Source organism: Allobosea sp. CCNWLY174, from assembly GCF_037120455.1.
In the GTDB taxonomy this organism is placed as follows: domain Bacteria; phylum Pseudomonadota; class Alphaproteobacteria; order Rhizobiales; family Beijerinckiaceae; genus Allobosea; species Allobosea lupini.
The window spans coordinates 937,365-957,154 of record NZ_JBBBBQ010000001.1; the positions used below are offsets into that span (position 1 = coordinate 937,365).

The following is a 19,790-nucleotide window of genomic DNA, read 5'->3' on the forward strand; positions in this document are numbered from 1 at the left end:
GACGCTTATCCTCGTTGCTGTTGGACCCTGCTCCGCGGGCCCTGACGGCTCGCATCCATTGCAGATCGATCGCCTGGCGCGCGTCAATACGAGCGACGACACCGGGCCTGCGAGCGTCGATATCGGCGTGACCGCCTCGCTCGCGCCACAGACCGAGCCGCCTGCGTCGCCCGTGCCGCCAGCCACGATCCTTCGGCCGGAGGAGCGCATCGATCTCGAGCCGCTCAAGAAGGCGGTTTCAGCCTACCGCGCCGGCAAACTGGAAGACGGTGACGCCATCGCCCGCGGCATCGACGACAAGGCGGTGCGCGGCATGCTCGAATGGGTGGCGCTGCGCAGCCTCGCCAATGTCGTCAGCTTCGAGCGCATCGCCGAATTCCTCGACGCCTTCCCGAACTATCCCGGTACGACGCCGTTCCGCCGGCGCGCCGAAGCAGCGCTGCTCACCGACCGGCGCTCGCCCGAGACCGTCCGTGCCTTCTTCCACGGCCGCGAGCCGATCAGCCCCGCCGGACGCGTCGCGCTGGCGCGAGCCCTCGCCGCCGAGGGCAAGGCGGACGAGGCGCTGGCGCTGGCGCGCCGGATCTGGCTCAAGGACCATCTCGGCGCCGGGCTCGAGAAAATCGTGCTCGACAATTTCGGCGAGAAGCTCACCGTCGCCGACCATCGCCTGCGCACCGAGCGCTATCTCTTCGCCGGCAAGAGCGAAGAGGCGCTGCGCAACGCGGCACGCGTCTCGCAGGACTATGTCGCACTGGCCAAGGTCCGGCTCGCCAGCGCCAAGGCCAAGGGCCCGATCGCGCAAAAGCAGATCGACGCGGTGCCGGCCGCCTTGAAGAAGGACATCTCCTTCGCTTTTCTGCAGGCGCAGCAGGCGCGCCGCTCCGGCAAGCCGGCCGATGCGGCCAAGGCGATCGCCGAGGTGCCGCGCGACCCAGGCGTGCTCGGCGACGGCGATGGCTGGTGGGAAGAGCGCCGGCTGATCGCCCGCAAGCTGCTCGACGACGGCGACGCCAAGGGCGCCTATGCGGTCGCGTCCGGGCATGGCGCCGAGGATTCAGCCGAGCGCATCGACGCCGAATGGCATGCGGGCTGGATCGCGCTGCGCTTCGAGAAGGATGCTGAGCGGGCAGCCAAGCATTTCGCCGAAGCCGCCAAGATCGCGGAGACGCCGATCTCTGTAGCCCGCGCCACCTATTGGCAAGGCCGTGCCGCCGATGCGCTGAACAAGAGCGATGAGGCCAGGACCTTCTACGCCCGCGCCGCCGAGCACCCCGTCGCCTATTACGGCCAGCTCGCCCGCGCCCGCCTCGGCCTCACCGACCTGCCGGTCCGGCGCACCATCGCGGCGCCGCTGGCGCATCTGCCTGGCTTCAAAGCGGCCAAGCTGCTCTATGCGATCGAGGCACCCGATCTCGCCGGCCAATTGCTGATCGACCTGTCGCAGCGCCTGCACGATGCCGCCGCGCTCGAGGCGATCGCCGATATCGCGCGCCAGCGCGCCGACGCCAGGACCCTGCTGACCATCGGCAAGATTTCGCTGCAGCGCGGCTTCCCGCTCGACGAGGCCGCCTTCCCGACCTTCGGCGTACCGGAATTCCCGTCGGTTGGCGATCCGATGGAGCGCGCCATCGTCCACGCGATCGCCCGCCAGGAAAGCGCCTTCGATCCAGGCGCGGTCTCGCATGCCGGCGCGCTCGGGCTGATGCAGATGATGCCGGCAACGGCGCGCGAGACGGCGCGACGGGCGCAGATGCCCTTCGAGCTCGACAAGCTGACCAAGGACCCGCTCTATTCGGCCAAGATGGGCGCGGCCCATCTCAACGACCTGCTCGGCGACTGGCGCGGCTCCTATATCCTGACCTTCGCCGCCTATAATGCCGGCTCCGGCAATGTGAAGAAGTGGATCGCCGCCTATGGCGATCCGCGCACGCCCGAGGTCGATGCCGTCGACTGGGTCGAGCGCATCTCCTTCACCGAGACCCGCAACTATGTGCAGCGGGTGATGGAAAACCTGCAGGTCTATCGCCAGCGCCTCAACCAGCGCACGGCCTATATGATCGACTACGATCTGAAGCGCGGCGGCAAGCGGGATTGAGCGCCTGACCGCTGCGCCGCGCTATTCCGCGACCAGTCGTGCATGCGCCCGCACCGGGAAGGTGCCCATGCCGCTGATCTTGGGCGGAACGGCGGAAAAGCGGAAACCGGAGGCCGGCAGCCCGCCCAGCCCGGTGAGATGCTCCACGATCGGGATATCGGCGCCGAGCAGGACGGAGTGCACCGGCCGGGCCCCACCGGCGGTGTCGTCGATATTCAGTGAATCGATCCCGACGAGCACGGCGCCCTGGTCGCGCAGATAGAGAGCCGCCTTCTCGGTCAGGAACGGATGCCCTTCGAAATAGGCGTCCGTGCGCCAGTGCCGGTCCCAGCCGGTATGGACGAGCACCGCATGTCCGGTGCACGCGACAGGGACGAAATGGTGCCAGTCGATCGCCCGCCCGGCCGCGCCTTCGACCCGAACCACGACGGCCGGCACATCCGACACACGCCGCAGCTGCAGCCCCGCCAGGTCGTGGCCCGTGGCATAGCGGTGGAACGGCATATCGATATAGGTGCCGGTATTGGCAACCATGTCGATGCGGCCGATCTGAAACTCGGTGCCTTCGGCATAGAACTCGCGCGACTTGCCGCGGGAAAGGTGGTCGCAGATCAGCGGGGCAGGCATCCCCTTGTAAGTGATCATCCCCGACTCGATCGTATGGCTGAGATCGACGAAAAGGTCGTCGAGCCCTTGCACCACCTCGTCCGGCGACTGCGGCGCCCGCTTGTGACGCTCTTCCATGATCACCTTGTTGAGAATGCGGACCTCGCCAACCATCAGCAGGCGCAGGTCCTTGATGATGTAGGCCGCAAGCTCGTCGTCCGAGATATCGTCACCGGCAATGTCGAGACGAAAATCCTGCCCCTGAATGCCTCCGCCATTGGAGAAGGCCACCTCGAAATCGAAACAGACCCGCTTGTCGACCATGGCCCCCTCGCTGCTGGCGATGCCGCGCGCTCGAACGAGCGCATGACGCTCCCGCATTGTCCATGCGGACCCCTGCAAGGCTCATTATGCAGCCAGGCATGCTTTCCTGTCGCTTGCGGCCGTGATTAAGGTGCGGGCTGGCGACGACGCATTCGAGATTATGATGACCGCCTATACCGGCTTCCGCTCCCTCTTCATCAGCGCCCGCGACGGGCTGAAGCTGCACATCCGCGAGTATGGGCCACAGGCGGCGCCAAACCTCCCGATCGTCTGCCTCGCGGGGTTGGCGCGCACCTCCGCCGATTTCCACGAGCTCGCGCTGGCGCTGGCGGAAGACGGGCCGAGGCGTGTCTTGGCGCTCGACTATCGCGGCCGCGGCCGCTCTGACTACGCCAAGGACTGGCACGACTACGACATCCGCGTCGAACTCGACGATCTCATGCAGGTCCTGGCAGCGACCGGCGTCGAAGAGGCCGTTTTTGTCGGCACGTCGCGCGGCGGGCTCCTGACCATGGCTCTCGGCGCGGCACGGCCTGCTGCGATCCGCGGCGCCGTCCTCAACGATGTCGGGCCGGTGATCGACGCGCGTGGCCTGCTGCGCATCCGCGGCTATGTCGGCAAGCTGCCGACGCCGCGCAGCTTCGCCGAAGGCGCCGAGATCCTGAAGCGGCTCTCGGACCAGCAGTTCCCGCTCTTCGGCGAGGCCGAATGGGAGATCATGGCGCGCCGGACCTGGACCGAGCGCAACGGCGCGCTGGTCCCGGACTATGATCCGCGCCTGCTGAAGACGCTGGAGGAGCTCGACCTCGAAGCGCCGCTACCCGAGCTCTGGCCTTATTTCGCGGCGCTGAACCATGTCCCGGTGCTGGCGATCCGCGGCGAGAATTCCGACCTGCTGGCGGAAAAGACGCTGGACGAGATGGGCCGGCGGCATCCGCGCTGCGAGACCTTCACCGCGCCGGGCCAGGGTCATGCGCCTTTGCTCGGCAGCAAGGACATGGTCCGCCGCATCGGCCGGCTGATCGCGAAGGCGGAGAAGCAGGCGGCCTGAGCCGCTCAGCGCTTCCTCTTGCGGCGCTTCGCCTTGACCGCCCGCGAATGCGCGGTCTCGCCGCCGCCGGCGAGGATCTTCGCCTCCGCCTGCCACTGCTCCGCGACATTGCGGCCCGGGAAGCCGGTGTGATGGGCGAGGAAACGCAGTTCGTCCGGCCCCAGCGCGACGATCTGGTCGAAATGCCAGATGCCGAGCGTGTTCAGGGTCTCGGCGATCGCCGGACCGATGCCATCGATCAGGCCGAGATCGTCCGGCTTGCCGCCGCGAGCGCCCGGCAGGAGGTTGCTCGGGCGCTTGCCTTCGAGCGCCGCTCCGGAGAGCGGGATCGCCGTCACCGGCTCGACCGTCGTCGCAGTTCGTGCCAGCGCAGCCGCCTGGGCCACCCAGCCCTCGCGCTCGATCCGCCCCGGAAAAGCGAGATAAGTGCCGATCCACTCGACGTTTTCAGGGGTCCAGGCGGCGATCTGGCTGAAATGCCAGATTCCGAGCGCATGCAGGCGCGCCTCGTTCTGCGGGCCGATTCCCTTGATCAGCTTGAGATCGTCGGCCTGCCCGCCACGGGCGGCGATGAAGCCGGCCGGGCGCTTGCCGGCGATCGCATCCTCGCCCTCCACCTTCGGCATGGGAGCCGGCTCGCCCGTCGCTGCCTCGCTGGCCTTGACCTTCGCGACCGGTGGGGGAAGAGCCGGAGCAGGCTGCGGCAAGGCAAGGCGGGGTGCCGGGGCGGCAAGCACCGGGAGCGCCTCGCCTTCACCGGCGAACAGGCTGCCGATCAGGCAGCCGGCGGCATAGGCGAGCAGATAGAGCAGCGCCGTCTCGATCCAGAACGCCGCCTGATCGTTGACGAGCCGAAGCCAGACCAGCGCCGCCAGCGCGGCCCAGAGCATGGCGAGGCCGAGGACCGGGCCGCCAGCGAAACCACGCGGGCCGCCGCGGCCGGTCAGCCAGCCAAAGACGAGGCCCATCGCGAAGGCGGCGAGGAGAAACCAGGCGAACTGGGTCGCGAGATAGAGCATCGCTCCCTCCTTACTTCGCCACGGTGAACTGGACGCGGCGGTTCTTCACCCGCGCCTCCGGATCGCCATGGGCTACCAGCGGACGGTCGGTGCCGTAGCCCTTGACCTCGAGTTGGGCCGGGCCGATGCCGCGACGGATCAGCTCCTCGCGGACCCGCAGCGCCCGCCGGCTCGACAGATCGAGATTGTTGAAGCCGCTGCGCTCGCCGTCGAGATTGGCATGGCCCTCGATGGTGACACGCGAGGCCGGGCACTGCTTGAGGATGGCGGCAGCCTCCGTCATCGCCCGCTCGGTCACCGGATCGAGCGTCACGACCGCCGTGCCCTGGCCGAACATCACGTAGTAGCGCTGGGTCAGCGCATCGAGCTCGTTCTGGCAGCTGCTCGGCGGATCGATGACGCAGCCGGTCTGGCGCATGCCGATCTCGGCCTTGCCGGAGAAGCTGTCCGGCAAGCCGCTCGCCAGATTGGTTTGGACCTCGTCGCGGATCAGCGCGCGGCAGGTCAAACCGCGGACATTGACCTCGCGATCGACCACGCTCGCCGAGCCCAGATCGAGCCGCAGCAGGTCCTGGACCGCCCCGCGCGCCGCAACCCCGAATCCGGTCGGAGCCGCCGGCAGAATCTCGGTCTCGTCGCTGATGCGACCGCGCAAGGGCGAGGCCTCGATCAGAGCCGCGATGGCGTCCTTCGCCGCAGCGTCGGGCAGATAGCCGCTGAGATAGCCGCCGGATCTGTCGATCGAGGCGCTGAAGCCATAGCTGCGCAGGGTGAGCGCGGGCCGGCCCGAGAGCGAGAGCCCGGCCGGCAAGGCCTTGCCTTTCAGAGCGTCGTCCAAGACCTGCCAGCCGGCCTTGTCCGCAGCCGCGCCAGTGAGGCTGAGTGCAGAACCCGCCAGAGAGACACTGCCCTGCGCCATCCTGCCGAGGAGCCCGAGGGCGAAGCGGGTCGCCTCGCCATAGTCGGGACCGCCGCGCTGACCAGCTTCGATCACAGTCCGATCGATGACCTCGCCGCCAGACAGCGCCGCGCGCGCCGCCTCCAGTGCAGCCGCCTTGGCCGCAGCGTCGGGCGCGGCACCGGACAGGACGATACCGCTTTCGGACTTCTCGGCCCGCCATTGCAGCGGCCGCGGGGCGATAGGCGGCGCTGGCCGCGGCTCGGCGGTTGCAGCGGGACCAGGCGCGGCAGGGATCGGATTGACCGGAGCCGATGGCTGGCTGGCCGGAGCAGGCACGCTCGGTGTTGCCGGCCCGGTCGGCGGCACGTCGACCGATGGAGCCGGCGCAGGCTCGCTCTTAGGCTCCGGCGGCGGAGGTGGCGGGCAGGAGACGGTGGCGAGCGCGACAGAATCGGGACCGTCGCCTTGCGCGATGTTCAGCTTCAGCGCCTCGCAGGCCTCGTAACCGTCCGGTCCCTGTCCGGAGATGCGATAGGCGGCGCCATCGAGCTCGACCTTGCCGCTGCGCAGACGAGCGAGATCGGCGACGGCACGCGCCACCCTGCTCGCAAAAGCTGGCGGCTCGCCGGCAGCCTGCAGCATGCGATCGGTCACGGCTCCGGCGGAGGAGAAAGCGCGGCCGAGCAACGCTCCGATCTCGCGACGCGCCGCATCGGAGGGGTAGTAGCCGGTGACCGTGACGGCGCCGGACGCGGTCTTTTCCGCGCTCCAGCGATAGGGACTCACCGTCGCCGGACCGAGCATGCAGTCGACGCGCGTGAAGCCTCTCGGCGACGCGCTGGCAGCGCCCTCGCGCAAGGATTGGAAGCTCTGCGGCGTCGCCGCCGTGCCTTCGACGCAATAGCGAGTGTCGTCCAGCGCGACCTTGCCGGTGGAGAGCTGGCCGAGGTCGCGCATCAGCTGGGCTGCAAGTTCGGCGAAACCGACGGGGGCTCCGAACGCGACCTTCTGCTGGTCGTCGACCTTGAACCCCGGGCCCAGCGCCCGCGCCGCCGCCAGCGTCGCCATGGCCGTCGCCTCGTCGGGCACGAATCCGGACAACGTCACGAGATTGCCCTGCCGCGTCGCCGACCAGCTATAGGGTTTCTGAGCGATGACCTGAGTCAGCCCGCCGAGCACGCGCCGGACGCCGAATTCCGATTGAAGCTGGGCCAGCGCCTTGCTCGCGCCATCGGCCGTGACAGCCTCGCCATCCAGATAGACGTCGCGCCCGCTGACGCGGACCGAGACGCCGCGCGCGCCCGCGGCCGACCCGGCGACCGCGCTCGCCGCAAGAGCCCTCGCCTCGATATCACGGCGGACGGGCTCGGTGTTCAGCGCATTGGCGGCCGCCCAGACCAAGGACAGCGGAACGAGCCCCCAGAGCCACCCGGCCTGCCGCGCCATGCCGAAATCCCCGCCTCGTCCTCGGGCCGCGCGGGTCGAATCCCGACGCTCGCAACCTGTTCCAATCACGCCCTATCGTATCCCTGAGTCAAGCAAGGGACCGCCCAGCCCTTGTGACGATCAGATGGGTTTTCGCGCTGCGAATATCGGCCCAAAACGAAAGAAGCCCCGGGTTTCCCCGGGGCCTCCCTTGAACGATCGGATGATCGATCAGAAGTCGCGCTGGATGCGGAGACGACCAGCCCAGGCGTCGTCGCTCTTGACGCCGGCCAAGCCACCGACGCGAGCGCCGTTGTTGTCGACGGGCAGAACGCGCGAGGCGAGCTCGGTACGGGTGTAGAGAACCTCGACACCGATATCCAGGCCCGAAACCGGCGACCAGATCAGGTTACCAGCAACGATGAGCTCCTTCGGATCAAGCGAGCGAACCGGAGCGCCAGCGGCGTAGAAGCCAGCAGCCTGGACGTAGCCGAGCTTGACTTCAGAGTACGAGCCGTAAAGCTCCGAACGCAGCTGCGGGGTCCAGAAGTGACGCAGACCGGCAACGACCGACCAGCCGGTCGAGGTCTTGGCGTTGCCGAGCGGCGAGACGCCGATGTCGCCAATCACGAGCTGGTTGCCAGCGATCGCGGAGGTCTGGCGGCCCGAGCCGTACTGACCACCCCAGCCGAGGTAGCCGAGAGCGCCGTCGGCATAAGCGGCCTGCAGGAACAGGTGATCGCCAGCCGCAAGCATCGGCAGGTTGATCTTCACGCCGCCCTGGATGGCAAAGCCGTACTCGTCCGAGCTGGCCTGGGTAAGAACGCCAGCAGCGCTGAAGGTCGAGAGGACCTTACGCTGGGTGAACGCACCCGACAGCTGAGCCGAACCCCAGCCCTGATCGACGCGGAGCGAGGCAACGATGTCCGGGAAGTCCTGACCGCCGAGGGTCAGACCAGCGCCGGTGAAGCGACCGAAAGCGCCGTTCTCACGCTGGCCGGTGCCGGTGTTGCGATCTTCCAGCGAGACCGTGGCCGAGAAGCCCGAACCGAAGGTGGCGGTGTAAGCCAACAGGTTGAGGCGCGAGTCAGCCGTACGGATCGTCGAGAAGCCGAAGTCGTTCGCATAGAAGTCGAAGAACGACTGAGCGCGACCAGCGGTGATCGGGCCGAACTGGACGAAGGCCAGATCGAGGTTCGAGGCAGTGCCCGGGCCGGCGGCGCCGTTACGAGCCTGACCGGGGGCGATGATGCCCTGGTTGCCACCGATGGTGCCGGCATAGAAGCCCGAGCTGACCGTCAGCTCGTAGCGGAAGAACGTACGCAGCGTGCCGTAGGCGGTCGCGGTGCGGGCGTCGACGTTCAGGCGACCGCGCGAGCGGGTGCCGTAAGCGTCCTGGGCGTCGCCGTAGCGGGTGCCGACCGTGTATTCAGCACGGACACGACCACCGACGCGCAGGCAGGTGTCGGTGCCCGGGATGTAGAAGAAGCCCGCGCCGTAGGCGGAGCAAACGCGAACGTATTCGACCGGAGCGGCCTTCCGCGAAGGAAGGTCGGCGGCCTGAGCCCCGGCAACCGCGGCGATGCCGGCGGCGGAACCGAGGAGGAGGCTCTTTACGAGCTTCATTTGATAACCTCCAAAAGAGTTTCGAGACCCTCGGGCGTCGGCGTGTTCCTATCCGGTGGCCCCAGGAGACCTGTCCGGCGAACCCGCCTATCCCGGTCTTTCGCCCGCGTCCCCGAACCGTTCGGAGGCGAAGACGAAAAACAGCGACCGGGAACGTCCCGCCGCACAGTCACCATTACGAATGCCCGGCCGCCAATCAACCACGATCACGCCACAGTCCCTGCCGAGGACCCGCTTTACCCCCCGGTGTTGCAGCCGGGCCACGCTTTGACCGGCAAACTTAAGAGGGCGTTAACCGAACCGGGCCGTTTGCGAGCTTCCTGGCCCGCCTGGCGGCGAATCTCATGGGTCATGGCCTGCGCCTGAGTCGCCCGACGGCGCCACGCAGCAGACGAATCTCGCCGTCCTTCCGAAGCAGGCCAAAGGCGCGAGCTCGGGCCACGGCACCTTTTCATGCCACCATCGTGTTCACGGGTTCCGGGCTCAAGCGCTGCGCGCTGCCCCCGAATGACGGAGGAGGCTTCGGCGGGCGGCGGAGCGAATGCGGGGCTCAGTATTCCCACTCGGCCCCGACGCCGACAGCAGCGCTGCCGTCGGCATTGGTCTCGGCCTGGAGCTTCAGGCGCCGGGTCACGTCGATGCCGACCGAGACGCCGCTGTCCTCGGGCTTGGCGCCAGCCTTCACCCCGAGGGTGATGTTGTCGGAGATCGCGCGGGAGACGCCGACCGTCGGGCCGCCCGGCCCCACCTGCACATCGAGATTGTCGACGCCGAGCGAGCGACGGATGCGCTCGAAGACATCGTCGCCACCGGCGCCGGAGAATTGCGCGGCAGTCTGCGCGAGCTGAAGCGCCTGGAAAGGCGAGAGCGAGCCGGAGGCGCGAGCGAAGAGCAGGCGCGACAACACCTCGTCAGGCGGCAGCTCGGGCGAGGAGGTGAAGGTGAACTCCGGCGCCGAAGCCTCGCCGGAGACAATGATCCGCGCGGTGACATCGGCGGCTCTGGTCTCGGCGACGAAGTCGAGCGTGGGCATGACGTCGCCGGAGAAGGTGACGCGGCCCTTGCTGAAGTCGAGGCGCTGGCTGGCGAGGTTGAATCGCCCGCGCCGGAGATCGAAGCCGCCGGTCAGCTGCGGCGCGCCGGAGGTGCCGCCGACGCGCAAATCACCGCCGAGCTCGGCATCGATGCCGCGGCCGCGGATGAAGACGCGCCCCGGAGCCGAGACGGTGATGTCGAGCACGGCGTCGAAGGCCGGCGCGCGCGCCCCCTTGCGATTCGCCACAGCGCGGGCCTTGCGCTCGGCGGCGAGGCGGGCCGCTGCCTGACCCTTGGCATTGACATGGCGGATGCCGTCGACCGGCCGCGAGCTCGACGGCAGGCGATCGGGCACCGCGACCTCGATGGTGACGACATCGATGCGTCCGCCGATGCGTGGCCGCTGCGCCAGCGGGCCGGCAAGGTCGAGATTGAGATCGGCGACCGCCCGGACCAGCCCGCTGTCGACGAGCTGGGCGCGCCGGCCCTCGATGCGGATCGTGCCGGGGAAACCGGCCGCGGGATCGAGCTTGACGTTGCCGCGGGCCGAGAGCGTGCCGCCGCCGGGTGTCTGCGCCGCGAAACGCTCGATGACCAGATCGGGCCCGTTGGCCGCGACGCGCGCCTCGAGCCCGGTCAGCTTCACGCCCTGGAGCGCATCGCTGAAGCTGCCGCCGGAGAGTGTCGCGCCGCCGGACAAGCGCGGTGCGGCGAGTGTGCCGCCGGCACGCAGGTCGAGCGCGAGCTGGCCGGTCAAGCGTCGGCCGTCGGCTGCGAGCTGGGCGTTGGCGAGCTGAGCGTCGGCTTTTCCCTGTATGGAGAGGTCGAGCGCGCCGTCGCCGCCGAGCGGCGCCCTGCCCTTGGCGGTCAGGCTGACGAAGCGGCCGGCATTCAGGCTGGCGTCGAGGCTGGTGTGGCGGCCATCGAGCGCGCCCTGCCCCGAAATCTCTATCGGCGGCAAGCCGGCGGAGCGCGTCTGCGGCGCGACGAGGCGGGCGATGCGGACCCGCCAGGGGCCGGTCGGCGCCTCGGGCGTACCCTTGATCGTCGCTTCCGCATCGAGCGTGCCGGAGAGATCGAGCGTCGGCGACGCCAGGCGCGCGGCCGAGAGCGGCACGTTCTGCGCGGCAAAGCGCAGGTCGAGCGCCTTGCCCACCTCGCCGTCGAGGGCGATCCGGCCGCCGTCGAGCGCGATGGAAAGATCGCGGATGGAAACACCGCCGTCGATCGCGGTGAAGCTCGCCGGCTTGGCCAGCGCGATCCTGCGGCCGTCGCGGGTCGCAGTGAAACTGGCGAGATCGAAGCGCAGGGGATCGGCGACCGAGAGCCGCCCCTTCGAGGCGAGCGAGAAGCCGCGTGCGGTGGCATCGAGGCTGATGTCGCTGGCATCGGCCCCGCCCTTGGAGACGAGGCGGATCGCGCTTACCGGCTCGCCGGCGATGACGGCGCGGTCGATCTGGACGGCGCCGTTGATCAAGGGCTTACGCAGCGCGTCGACGATGGCGATGTCGGCGTCGAGCCGATCGAGCGAAACGCTAGGTGCAACAAGCTTCTGCGCGCTGGCCTTGAGATCCAGATTCTGGCCGCCGGTCGGGCGCGCCAGCTTCACATCGGCCTCGATCCGGCCGCCCAGCTTGGCGAGCGCCAGAGCCGAGAGATCGTCGAGATTGCGCGCCGCGAGCTTGAGGTTGCCCTCGGCCAGATTGGAGGCGTCAAGATCGAGCGCGCCGTTCAAGGTGACCGAGCCGATGGCGATATCGAGCTGCGGCAGCGCCCAGCCACCCGGATCGCGCTTGGCGAAGCGCAACACACCTGTCGCCGGCCTGCCATCGACTTCGCCGGAGAGCCTGGCATCTCCAGAGAGCGCGCCTTGCAGATCGCGCAGCGTGGCGTCGAGCGCCAGGCGCGGCACCGGCCGGCCGAGCGCGGTCGCGTTGCTGATGCCGGCTTTCAGCGTCGCATCGAGCTTGTCGAGGGGGCCGGTCAGCGTCGCATCGAAAGCGCCCTGCCCCGAGAGTTTCGGATCGGCGCGGCGCAGATCGGGAATGGCGATGTTGGCTTTCAGGCTCGAGCCTTGCGCGCCGAGCGCGCCGTCGGCCGTCGCCGCGACATGGGTGCCGGCGATGCGCAGTCCGTTGACGACGAGGCCGCTGCTGGCGGGCACCCGGATCTCGCCACCGAGGGTAAGCTTTCCGGCGAGCAGCCGGTCGAGCGCCTCCTGGCCGAGCGTCAGCGATTCGGCGCCGCCATCGAGCTTGACCGCATAGAGGCGCTTCTTCGGCTCGGCATCGACATCGGCGCTGACGGCGGCGGAGCCCTTGAGCGTGCGGCCAGCGAGCGTGCTGAGGCGCGACAGATCCGGCAGGCGCGCCTGCACCTTGCCGAGGATGCGGGCCGGATCGAGGCGGCCGGCATAGCCGAGCTCCGCCCCGCCGAAGGCAAGCTTCAGCGTCTCGAACTCGCCGCCACCGCCCTCAGAAGCCGTGCCGCGCAAGGTGAAGCGCAGGCGATCGCCGATGAAGCGCGCCAGCCCGGGATCGGTCAGCGCGACGCCGGAGGCTTCGCCGTCGGAGACGAGCACGGTGCGCGTCGCCGGATCATTCAGTGCGCCGGTCGGCGTCGCAGTGAAGCTGAAATCGAGCTTGGCGAGCTTGCCCATGGGAACGCTCGCGCCCTCCGCCTGCAGGCTGGCGTTGATGCGCGGCCCGGCGGCCGGCCCGCGGATCGTCGCATCGAAGGCGAGCTTGGCGATCTCGGCGCCGGAGGCGACGGTGCGCCCTTCGGCATTGGGACGGGCGGCGGCGGTGATCTTGAAGTCGAGGTTCTTGTCGGCGCCATAGAGGCCGTTCACGTCGAGCCGGGCCAGTGCCGAGACCAGAGCCATCTGGTCGACCGAGACGGCACCGCTATCGGCGAAGGCGAGCGTGCCGTCGAGCCGGGTCGAGCCCTCGAACACCGGCGCGACCGGCGGCGGCATCAGGCCGGCGATGCGCGAATCGAGCGCGAGCAGGAGCCGGCGTGCCGCCCCCTGGCGGCTGAGATCAGCCGTGCCGTTGGCGCCGATGGTCGGGCCGGCAGCGAAGGCGAGCGTCGCGCGAAAGCGGTCGAGCGGGCCGTCGCCGGTGAGGTCGAGCTTGACCGGCGGGCGGTCCGGCAGGTCGGCGATGGTCGAGATCAGGCCGCCGGCCGGCTCGTCGAGCTTGACCGCGAGCTGGAGCTGCGTCGATTGCGGGACGAAGCGAAGATTGACATCCAGGCTGCCACCCATGTCGAGCCGGCGCCCGGCGAGCCGGAAGTCGAGGCCTTCATTGGGCGGGCCGAGACGGGCCGCCCCGGTCGCCGACAATCTGGCGGGCGCGCCGATCACGGTCGGGCCGAGCGCGAGCTCGCCGAGCTGAAAGGCCTCGACGATCACCTTGAGCGGCAATTCCGGCAGGATCGGCGCGTTGTCGGCCGGCGGCGGGGCGCCCGGTTCCGGCACGGGCTTGCGCAGGATCTCGAGCTTGCCGATCTCCAGCCGGTTGACCTCCAGCCGGCGCAGCAGCAGCGCCGAGCGGGTCCAGATCAGCCGGGCGCGATCGAGCCTGAGCCAGGGGCCGTCGCGGTCGGAGATGACGATGTCGCGGATGGTCGCGTCGGAGGAGAGCGCGCCGTCGACGGCGCCGATCGAGACCTGACTGCCATCGGTGGAAAGCGCCTTCGAGATCAGATCGGCGAGGACGCCGCGGTCGCCGGCGTTCTGGGCAAAGCCGCCAAGGCCGGTGAAGACGACCAGCGTTGCGGCGATGAGCAGGGCCCCCAGGCCAGCGAGCAGTCGCGAGATGCGGAGCTTGCCCATCAGAAGGCCTGCCCGATGCTGATATAGAGCGCGACCGGCTTGTCGCCCTTGCGCGGGTTGAGCGGCGCGGCGACATCGAGACGGATCGGCCCGATCGGCGTGTAGTAGCGCAGGCCAAGTCCGGCCGCGTACTGCATCTTTTCCTTGAAGCTCGGGAACTGCGACGCGAAGGCCATGCCCGCGTCGAAGAAGGGCACGATGCCGATCGTGTTGGTGATCTTGATCCGGGCCTCGACCGAAGCCTCGAACAGGCTGCGCCCGCCGGTCAGGCGGTTGAGCGGGCCGAGCGGCGAAAGCGTGCGATAGGCGTAGCCGCGCACCGAGCCACCGCCGCCGGCATAGAAGCGCCGCGTCGCCGGCACTTCATCGAGGTCGGCGCCGGCAATCGAGCCGAGCCCGATCCGGCCGGCAAGGACATAGCGGGCGTCTTCGTCGAGCGCGTAATAGCCGGAGATCGAGGCCTTGCTCTGGATGAACGGCGCAGCGTTGTCGCCGAAGGCGGCATAGGGCGTGACCGAGGCAGCGACCCTGATGCCGCGGGTCGGGTCGAGCTGGCTGTCGGTCGAATCGTAGCGCAGGGAGAGCGGCACGCCGACCAGCATGTAGTCGACCTGCCCGAGCACGTCGCTGGTCTGGCCGCGCTCGGCCTCGATGCCGGCCTGGATCGAGAAGACGTCGCTGAAACGATGGCGAATCGCGGCGGTGACGTTGGCGTAGCGCGCGGTGTAGCCGCCATAGCGGTTGGTGCCGACCCGCTCGCGCACCCCGGTCGCGTCGATCAGCAGATCGTTGCGGCTGCCGCCGAGCGCCGGCTTCAGGAAGCTGGCGGAAAAGCGGGCGCCGAGATCGCTCGGCTCGAAATCGCCGAAGCGCTGGATCTTGGTGCCGTCGATGCGCGGCGCGAAGAAGACGGAGGCTTCGAGCCGCAGGCGCTCGGCGCCGCCGAACAGATTGCGGTGCTCCCAGTAGGTCTTCACCGCCGGGCCGTCGATCGTCGAATAGCGGGCGGAGAAGCCGAGCAGTCGCTTGGGCCGTTCGTTGACCTCGACGAAGATCGGCAGGTTGCCGGCCTGGTCCAGCCCCTTGCCCTCGCGGATGCGGACCGAGCCGACGGCGGGGATCGTCGCGATCGACTTGCGCGTGTCGGCGAGCGCCTTGGGCGAATAGGGTTCACCCGGCTCGAGATAGATGAAGGAGCGGATCACCTCGGGCGGGATGTCGCCGGTCTCGGTGATCGAAACGTCGCCGAAACCGGCGACCGGGCCGGGATCGACGAGGACCGAGACGTCCATGATCTTCGCGGCGTGGTCGACGACCGGGCGAACCTCGACGACGCGCGCGAGCGGGCGGGATTTGCCGCGCCAGTAATCGACCAGCGCCGCCTGTGCCGCCCGGATCGAGGACGACGTCGCCGGGGCACCAGGCACGAGGCCGGACACCTTGCCGGGATCGGGAATCACCGCCTCGGGATCGCGGTGCCCGCTCGGCACGATATCGACATTGCGCAGCGAGAATTGCGGGCCGGGGTCGACTGTGACCACGATCGGCGCCGGGGCGCGGTTGCGGTAGCGCTCGGCGGTGGGTGCGAGCCCCGGCGGCGGTTCGCCAGCCTGCGTCACCGCGACGCCGTCGACCGCAATCGCGACCTGCGCGTTGAAATAGCCCTGCGCCCAGAGCGCGTCGATCAGCGGATTGATGTCGGCGGCGGCGCGGCGGGCCAGGGTCTCGCCGTCCGGAGGCGCATCCTCGCGCAGGCGATAGAGCAGCGAGGCGTCCTGCAGGCTGCGCTTCAGCGTGCTGGCATCGGGCACGTCGCCGAGCTCGAACTTCAGTTCATAGGGAAGCGTCGTTTCGCTGACCGGCGGCGGCTTGTCCTTGCTGCCGAAGAGGTTGAAGACGTCGAGCGACGACAGGTCGAAGGCGCGGGCCGGCGAAACCTCACCGGCAAGCATCGCCGCGAAAGCAACCAAGCCTCCGCCGGCAATACCGATCCTGCCCCTTCGCCATGACCGCATCAAACCTCCAACTCAACCCAACTCAAACGCAGCGAATGCGTTGATTTTGTGATCGCGCCTCCGATTGATCACAATTCGACGCTCGGGATCAGGCTACCGTCAACCGAAAACCTGAACGAATCGTTGGCCATCCGGACATTGTCGAATGGCCGCAATCGCAACCTCTCAGTCGCCCTGCTCGGCCAGCGCAAAGGAGATCGCGGTGACCGGGTCGAGCCGGGCCACGACCGGGCCGACCGTCGGCGCGAGCACGCCGCCGCACAGGCTGCCGGTGGTGATGATCTGGCCGGCCTTCAGCGGACCGAGCGGCCCCTCGACCGAACGGTTCGCCCAGGCGAGCGCGGTGACCAGCGGATCGCCATTGGCATGCAGGGCCTGGCGGTCATAGAGCACGTCGCCGTCGAGCTCGACCGTGCAGGTCAGCGCCGGGACGTCGTCGAAGATGCTGAAGGGAACCTCGGGGCCGAGCAGATAGCCGCCATGGCCCATCGCATCGGCGAGCCAGAGCGGAAACGGCACATTGGTCCAGTCGGCGATGCGGCTCTCGACGATCTCGATGCCGACGAGCGCGGCGTCGCAATGATCGATCAGCTCCTCGCGGGTATAGGGCTGTCCGGGGCGCAGCGGCATGTCGCGGCCGAGACGGATGGCGAGCTCGATCTCGACGCGCAATTCGGCGCCGTGCACGCCGCGATAGGTGTCGCCGGATTTGAGATAAGGGCCCTGCATCAGTCCGGCCATCGGCCGACCGCCCTCGCCGAGCGAGACTTTCCAGCCGGCGAGCGGATAGCCCATGCCCTTGTTGACCTCGGCCTGAGCGGCGAAGCCGGCATCGACATCGGCGGGGACCGGCAAGGTCGCGATGTCGACCAGCTTGTGGCCGCGACGGGCGGCGATGAAGGCGCCAGCAAGATTATCGGTCGTCACAGCCATGGTCGTCTCGTCCCTGTCGCCAGCAAGCAGGTTCCTGCCGGCTCATGCTCTCTGGCTACAGCATCGACCGGCTTGCGGGAACCCGGAGATCGCTCAACAGCTATTTGCGGCTGGCGAGCACGACGCCGAGCACGGCGACCGCCATGCCGACGAGCTGGACCAGGCTCAGCGTCTCGCCGAAGAGGATCCAGGCCTCCACCGCCACCGCGGGCGGCACGAGGTAGAGGAAGGTCGCGATGCGCGAGACCTGGCCACGGCGGATCATCACGAGATAGAGCCCGATCCCGCCGAGCGAGAGCGCCAGCACCGACCAGGCCAACACCAGCCCCATGGTCAGGTTCCACTCGATCCGCATCGGCTCGAGCAGGAAGGCGAAGGGCAGCGTGAACAGGAAGGCGGAGATGTACTGCACCGCCGTCACCGTGCGCAGGTCGCCCTCTACGATGCGGGCCTTCTGCCAGAACGAGCCGAAGGTGACGGCGAACATGCCGACGATGTTGACGATCACCGGCAGCGCAATGGCTGAAAGCGCCTCGGGCGCGACGCCGACGAGCTTCGGCTCCAGCACCAGCGCGACGCCGACGAAGCCGAAGACGATGCCGAGCCAACGGATCGGCGAGATGCTCTCGCGCATGATCAAGGGCGCGAACAATGCGGTCAGGACCGGTTGCAAGCCGGCGATCAGGCCGGAGACGCCCGCCGGCAAGCCATGGCGCACTGCCCACCAGACGCCGCCCAGATAAACGGCGTGCAGCAGGATGCCGGCGACGATGCAATCGAAAAGGGCGCGCCGCGTCTTCGGCCAGGGCGCGCCGAGGGCGACGGCGAACACGGCGAGCGCGAGGCCGGCACAGCCGAAGCGGACCGAGAGGAAGGTCAGCGCATCGGAATAGCGGGCCGAATAGCCCGCGACGATCCAGCCGCTCGACCAGAGGAAGACGAACAGAGCCGGAGACAGGCGCAGGAAGAGCGGGGAATCGAACATGGCGGCAGCCTTCTAGGCGCCTGATAGGCCCGATAGCGGCAGTTGTCGCCGTATGCGGACGCGGTGAGGCCATGTCTCTCGCGCTCTTCGTCTTGCGCATCCTCCCGTCTTGCCAGCAGCCCCGAACCAGCGACAATCACCGCGCTGCCCCGCCCGAGACCCGCATGTCGCTGCGCTCAGTCCCCACCCTCGCATTCGAGCGCTTCATCGCCCATGACGGCTGGGCGATCGCCAGCCACATCGCGCTCTCGGTGCTGATGTCGCTGTTTCCGTTCCTGATCCTCGTCACCGCACTCGGCGGCTTCTTCGGCTCGCAGGCGGCCGCCGACGAAGCCGCGCAATTGCTGCTGGAAGCCTGGCCGCGCGAGGTGGCAGAGCCGATCACGCGCGAGGTTCGCTCCGTGCTGACAGCGGTGCGCAAGGATGCGCTGACGCTCGGCGCGATCCTGGCGCTCTACTTCTCCTCGTCCGGGGTCGAGGCGGTCAGGATCGGGCTCAACCGCGCCTATGAGGCCTATGAATGGCGCAGCTGGTGGCGCACCCGGCTGGAATCGATCGTCTATGTCGTCGGCGGCGCGGTCTTCATGCTCGCCTTCTCGCTGCTGGTCGTGCTCGGCCCGCTGATCTGGCGCGGCATCGTCGGCTTCGCGCCGGCGCTTGCCCCGCTCGGCTTCCTGCTCGCCTTCTTGCGAATCGCCGGGGCGACCGTGCTCGTCGTGCTGGCGCTCAGTGTCGCTCACAAGCTGCTGCCGGCCCGCGCTCCGCATATCCGGGCGATGTGGCCGGGCATATTGATGACGCTGGTGGTCTGGCTGATCGGCGGTGTCGGCTTCGGCTGGTATCTCGACTCGTTCGCCGGCGCTTACGTCACAACCTATGCCGGCCTCGCCACCGCGATGATCGCGCTGGTCTTCCTCTATTGGCTGGCGGCGATCTTCCTTTATGGCGCCGAGCTCAACGCCGCGATTGCGCTGCGCCGGGCGCCGGAGAAGTCGAGCGGAGATGTCTTGAGCGGGCTATGAGAGCCTCCCACCCGCGGAAGGATCAAGACGTCAGCGCGACCAGGCCTTCACGGTAACGGCGGCTGCCGGAGAAGCTCTCTCCTGTATCCATCTCGACGTCGAAATCGCCAGAGGGCTTACCGGCGATGCGCCGAATGCGGGCTGTATTCACCAGCCTTGTTCGGTGGATGCGGGAAAAACCGAACGGACGCAGCCGCTCGTCCTCACCCTGCAGGGTCGCGCGGATCAAGTGGCGCTTGCCGCTCGCCAAGCAGTACTCGACGTAATTTCCGGCGGAGACCACGGCGATGATCTCCGCCGGTTCGAGCCGCAGATCGACCGTGCCGTCGCGCAGCCAGAACTCAGAGGGGGCGCCGGCCAATACGGTCGCGGCTTGCGGCTGCGGGCGCCGCCCCCAGAGCTCGCTCAGCCAGAAGAGGGACGCGAGCAAGAGGTAGACGAGAATATCCTTGCGCAACTCGTAGAACAGGTTGCCGCCGGAGAAGCCGAAATTGTAGTCGCCGGCGCCGGCGGCCCAATAGCCGAGCTTGCGCAGCAGAACCATCCCGCAGACATGCGCGGCCGAGAACGCGAGGATCGCAGTAGCGTGCAGCGGCCCGAGGAGCCATGGCCGATGCGGCCACGTAAGCGAGACCAGCACCAGCCGATGGACGAGCGGCGCCAGCGCGACGACCAGGATGCCACTCGAAATTTCCCAGAGCAGGGGTTGCCACAGCGGAACGGCGCGGCCGAGGCGGCTGAGATCGTGCGCGGTCGAGAACGCGTTGACCAGACAGGTCAGGGCGGTGCCCAACGCGATCGCCAGATAGGGCGGCCAGCCCCGGAGACGACCCGAGCCGCCATTCGTCACGACCGCGTCGCCGCTCGTCCCAGCGCGCTGGCTTTCATCCCGCAGCATCGACTGCTCGTCCC

General features: G+C 68.7%; 12 protein-coding genes. 3 read left to right on the forward strand and 9 right to left on the reverse strand.

From position 1 onward, the window contains the following. The first annotated feature begins 58 nt into the window (after positions 1–58). The gene (locus tag V7S63_RS04580; protein WP_336529339.1) at positions 59–2,098 is read left to right on the forward strand and encodes a lytic transglycosylase domain-containing protein; all 2,040 of its coding nucleotides are present in this window, start codon (positions 59–61) and stop codon (positions 2,096–2,098) included. Between the two features lie 21 nt (positions 2,099–2,119). Here V7S63_RS04580 and V7S63_RS04585 read toward each other — a convergent pair whose 3' ends face one another. Next, positions 2,120–3,028, reverse strand: coding sequence for a cyclase family protein (locus V7S63_RS04585; RefSeq protein ID WP_336529340.1), 909 nt, complete (start codon positions 3,026–3,028; stop codon positions 2,120–2,122). A 163-nt stretch (positions 3,029–3,191) separates the two neighbouring features. On the opposite strand from V7S63_RS04585, the gene V7S63_RS04590 reads away from it, so the two are divergent. Then, positions 3,192–4,079 (forward strand): alpha/beta fold hydrolase, encoded by an 888-nt coding sequence (locus V7S63_RS04590; RefSeq protein WP_091830183.1) that lies wholly within the window; start codon positions 3,192–3,194, stop codon positions 4,077–4,079. Positions 4,080–4,084: 5 nt separating this feature from the next. On the opposite strand, the gene V7S63_RS04595 is transcribed toward V7S63_RS04590, so the two are convergent. The 7 genes from V7S63_RS04595 to V7S63_RS04625 all read right to left on the reverse strand — a co-directional run bounded on the left by V7S63_RS04595 (position 4,085) and on the right by V7S63_RS04625 (position 17,856). Then, positions 4,085–5,098: a hypothetical protein gene (locus tag V7S63_RS04595; RefSeq protein WP_336529341.1), complete on the reverse strand. Its 1,014-nt coding sequence runs from the start codon at positions 5,096–5,098 to the stop codon at positions 4,085–4,087. 10 nt (positions 5,099–5,108) lie between these two features. Further along, positions 5,109–7,445, reverse strand: a complete 2,337-nt coding sequence (locus V7S63_RS04600) for an OmpA family protein (protein ID WP_336529342.1) — start codon at positions 7,443–7,445, stop codon at positions 5,109–5,111. Positions 7,446–7,655: 210 nt separating this feature from the next. Further along, complete coding sequence (locus tag V7S63_RS04605) at positions 7,656–9,050, reverse strand: porin (protein WP_336529343.1); 1,395 nt, start codon at positions 9,048–9,050, stop codon at positions 7,656–7,658. A gap of 550 nt (positions 9,051–9,600) precedes the next feature. Then, the gene (locus tag V7S63_RS04610) at positions 9,601–13,923 is read right to left on the reverse strand and encodes a translocation/assembly module TamB domain-containing protein (protein WP_336529344.1); all 4,323 of its coding nucleotides are present in this window, start codon (positions 13,921–13,923) and stop codon (positions 9,601–9,603) included. Continuing rightward, complete coding sequence (locus tag V7S63_RS04615) at positions 13,923–15,893, reverse strand: autotransporter assembly complex protein TamA (RefSeq protein WP_336529345.1); 1,971 nt, start codon at positions 15,891–15,893, stop codon at positions 13,923–13,925. The genes V7S63_RS04610 and V7S63_RS04615 overlap by 1 nt, the downstream gene beginning before the upstream one ends. A 210-nt stretch (positions 15,894–16,103) precedes the next feature. After that, entirely contained in the window at positions 16,104–16,871 is a 768-nt protein-coding gene (locus V7S63_RS04620; protein ID WP_091830193.1) for a fumarylacetoacetate hydrolase family protein, read from the reverse strand. A gap of 100 nt (positions 16,872–16,971) precedes the next feature. Beyond that, positions 16,972–17,856 (reverse strand): DMT family transporter, encoded by an 885-nt coding sequence (locus V7S63_RS04625; protein WP_336529346.1) that lies wholly within the window; start codon positions 17,854–17,856, stop codon positions 16,972–16,974. Between the two features lie 164 nt (positions 17,857–18,020). On the opposite strand from V7S63_RS04625, the gene V7S63_RS04630 reads away from it, so the two are divergent. Continuing rightward, positions 18,021–18,878, forward strand: a complete 858-nt coding sequence (locus V7S63_RS04630; RefSeq protein WP_336529347.1) for a YihY/virulence factor BrkB family protein — start codon at positions 18,021–18,023, stop codon at positions 18,876–18,878. A 22-nt stretch (positions 18,879–18,900) separates the two neighbouring features. Here the strand turns inward: V7S63_RS04630 and V7S63_RS04635 are convergent, their stop codons facing one another. After that, a complete protein-coding gene (locus tag V7S63_RS04635) occupies positions 18,901–19,776 on the reverse strand; it encodes a LytTR family DNA-binding domain-containing protein (RefSeq protein WP_336529348.1) in 876 nt (291 codons plus the stop codon). Positions 19,777–19,790 lie beyond the last annotated feature (14 nt).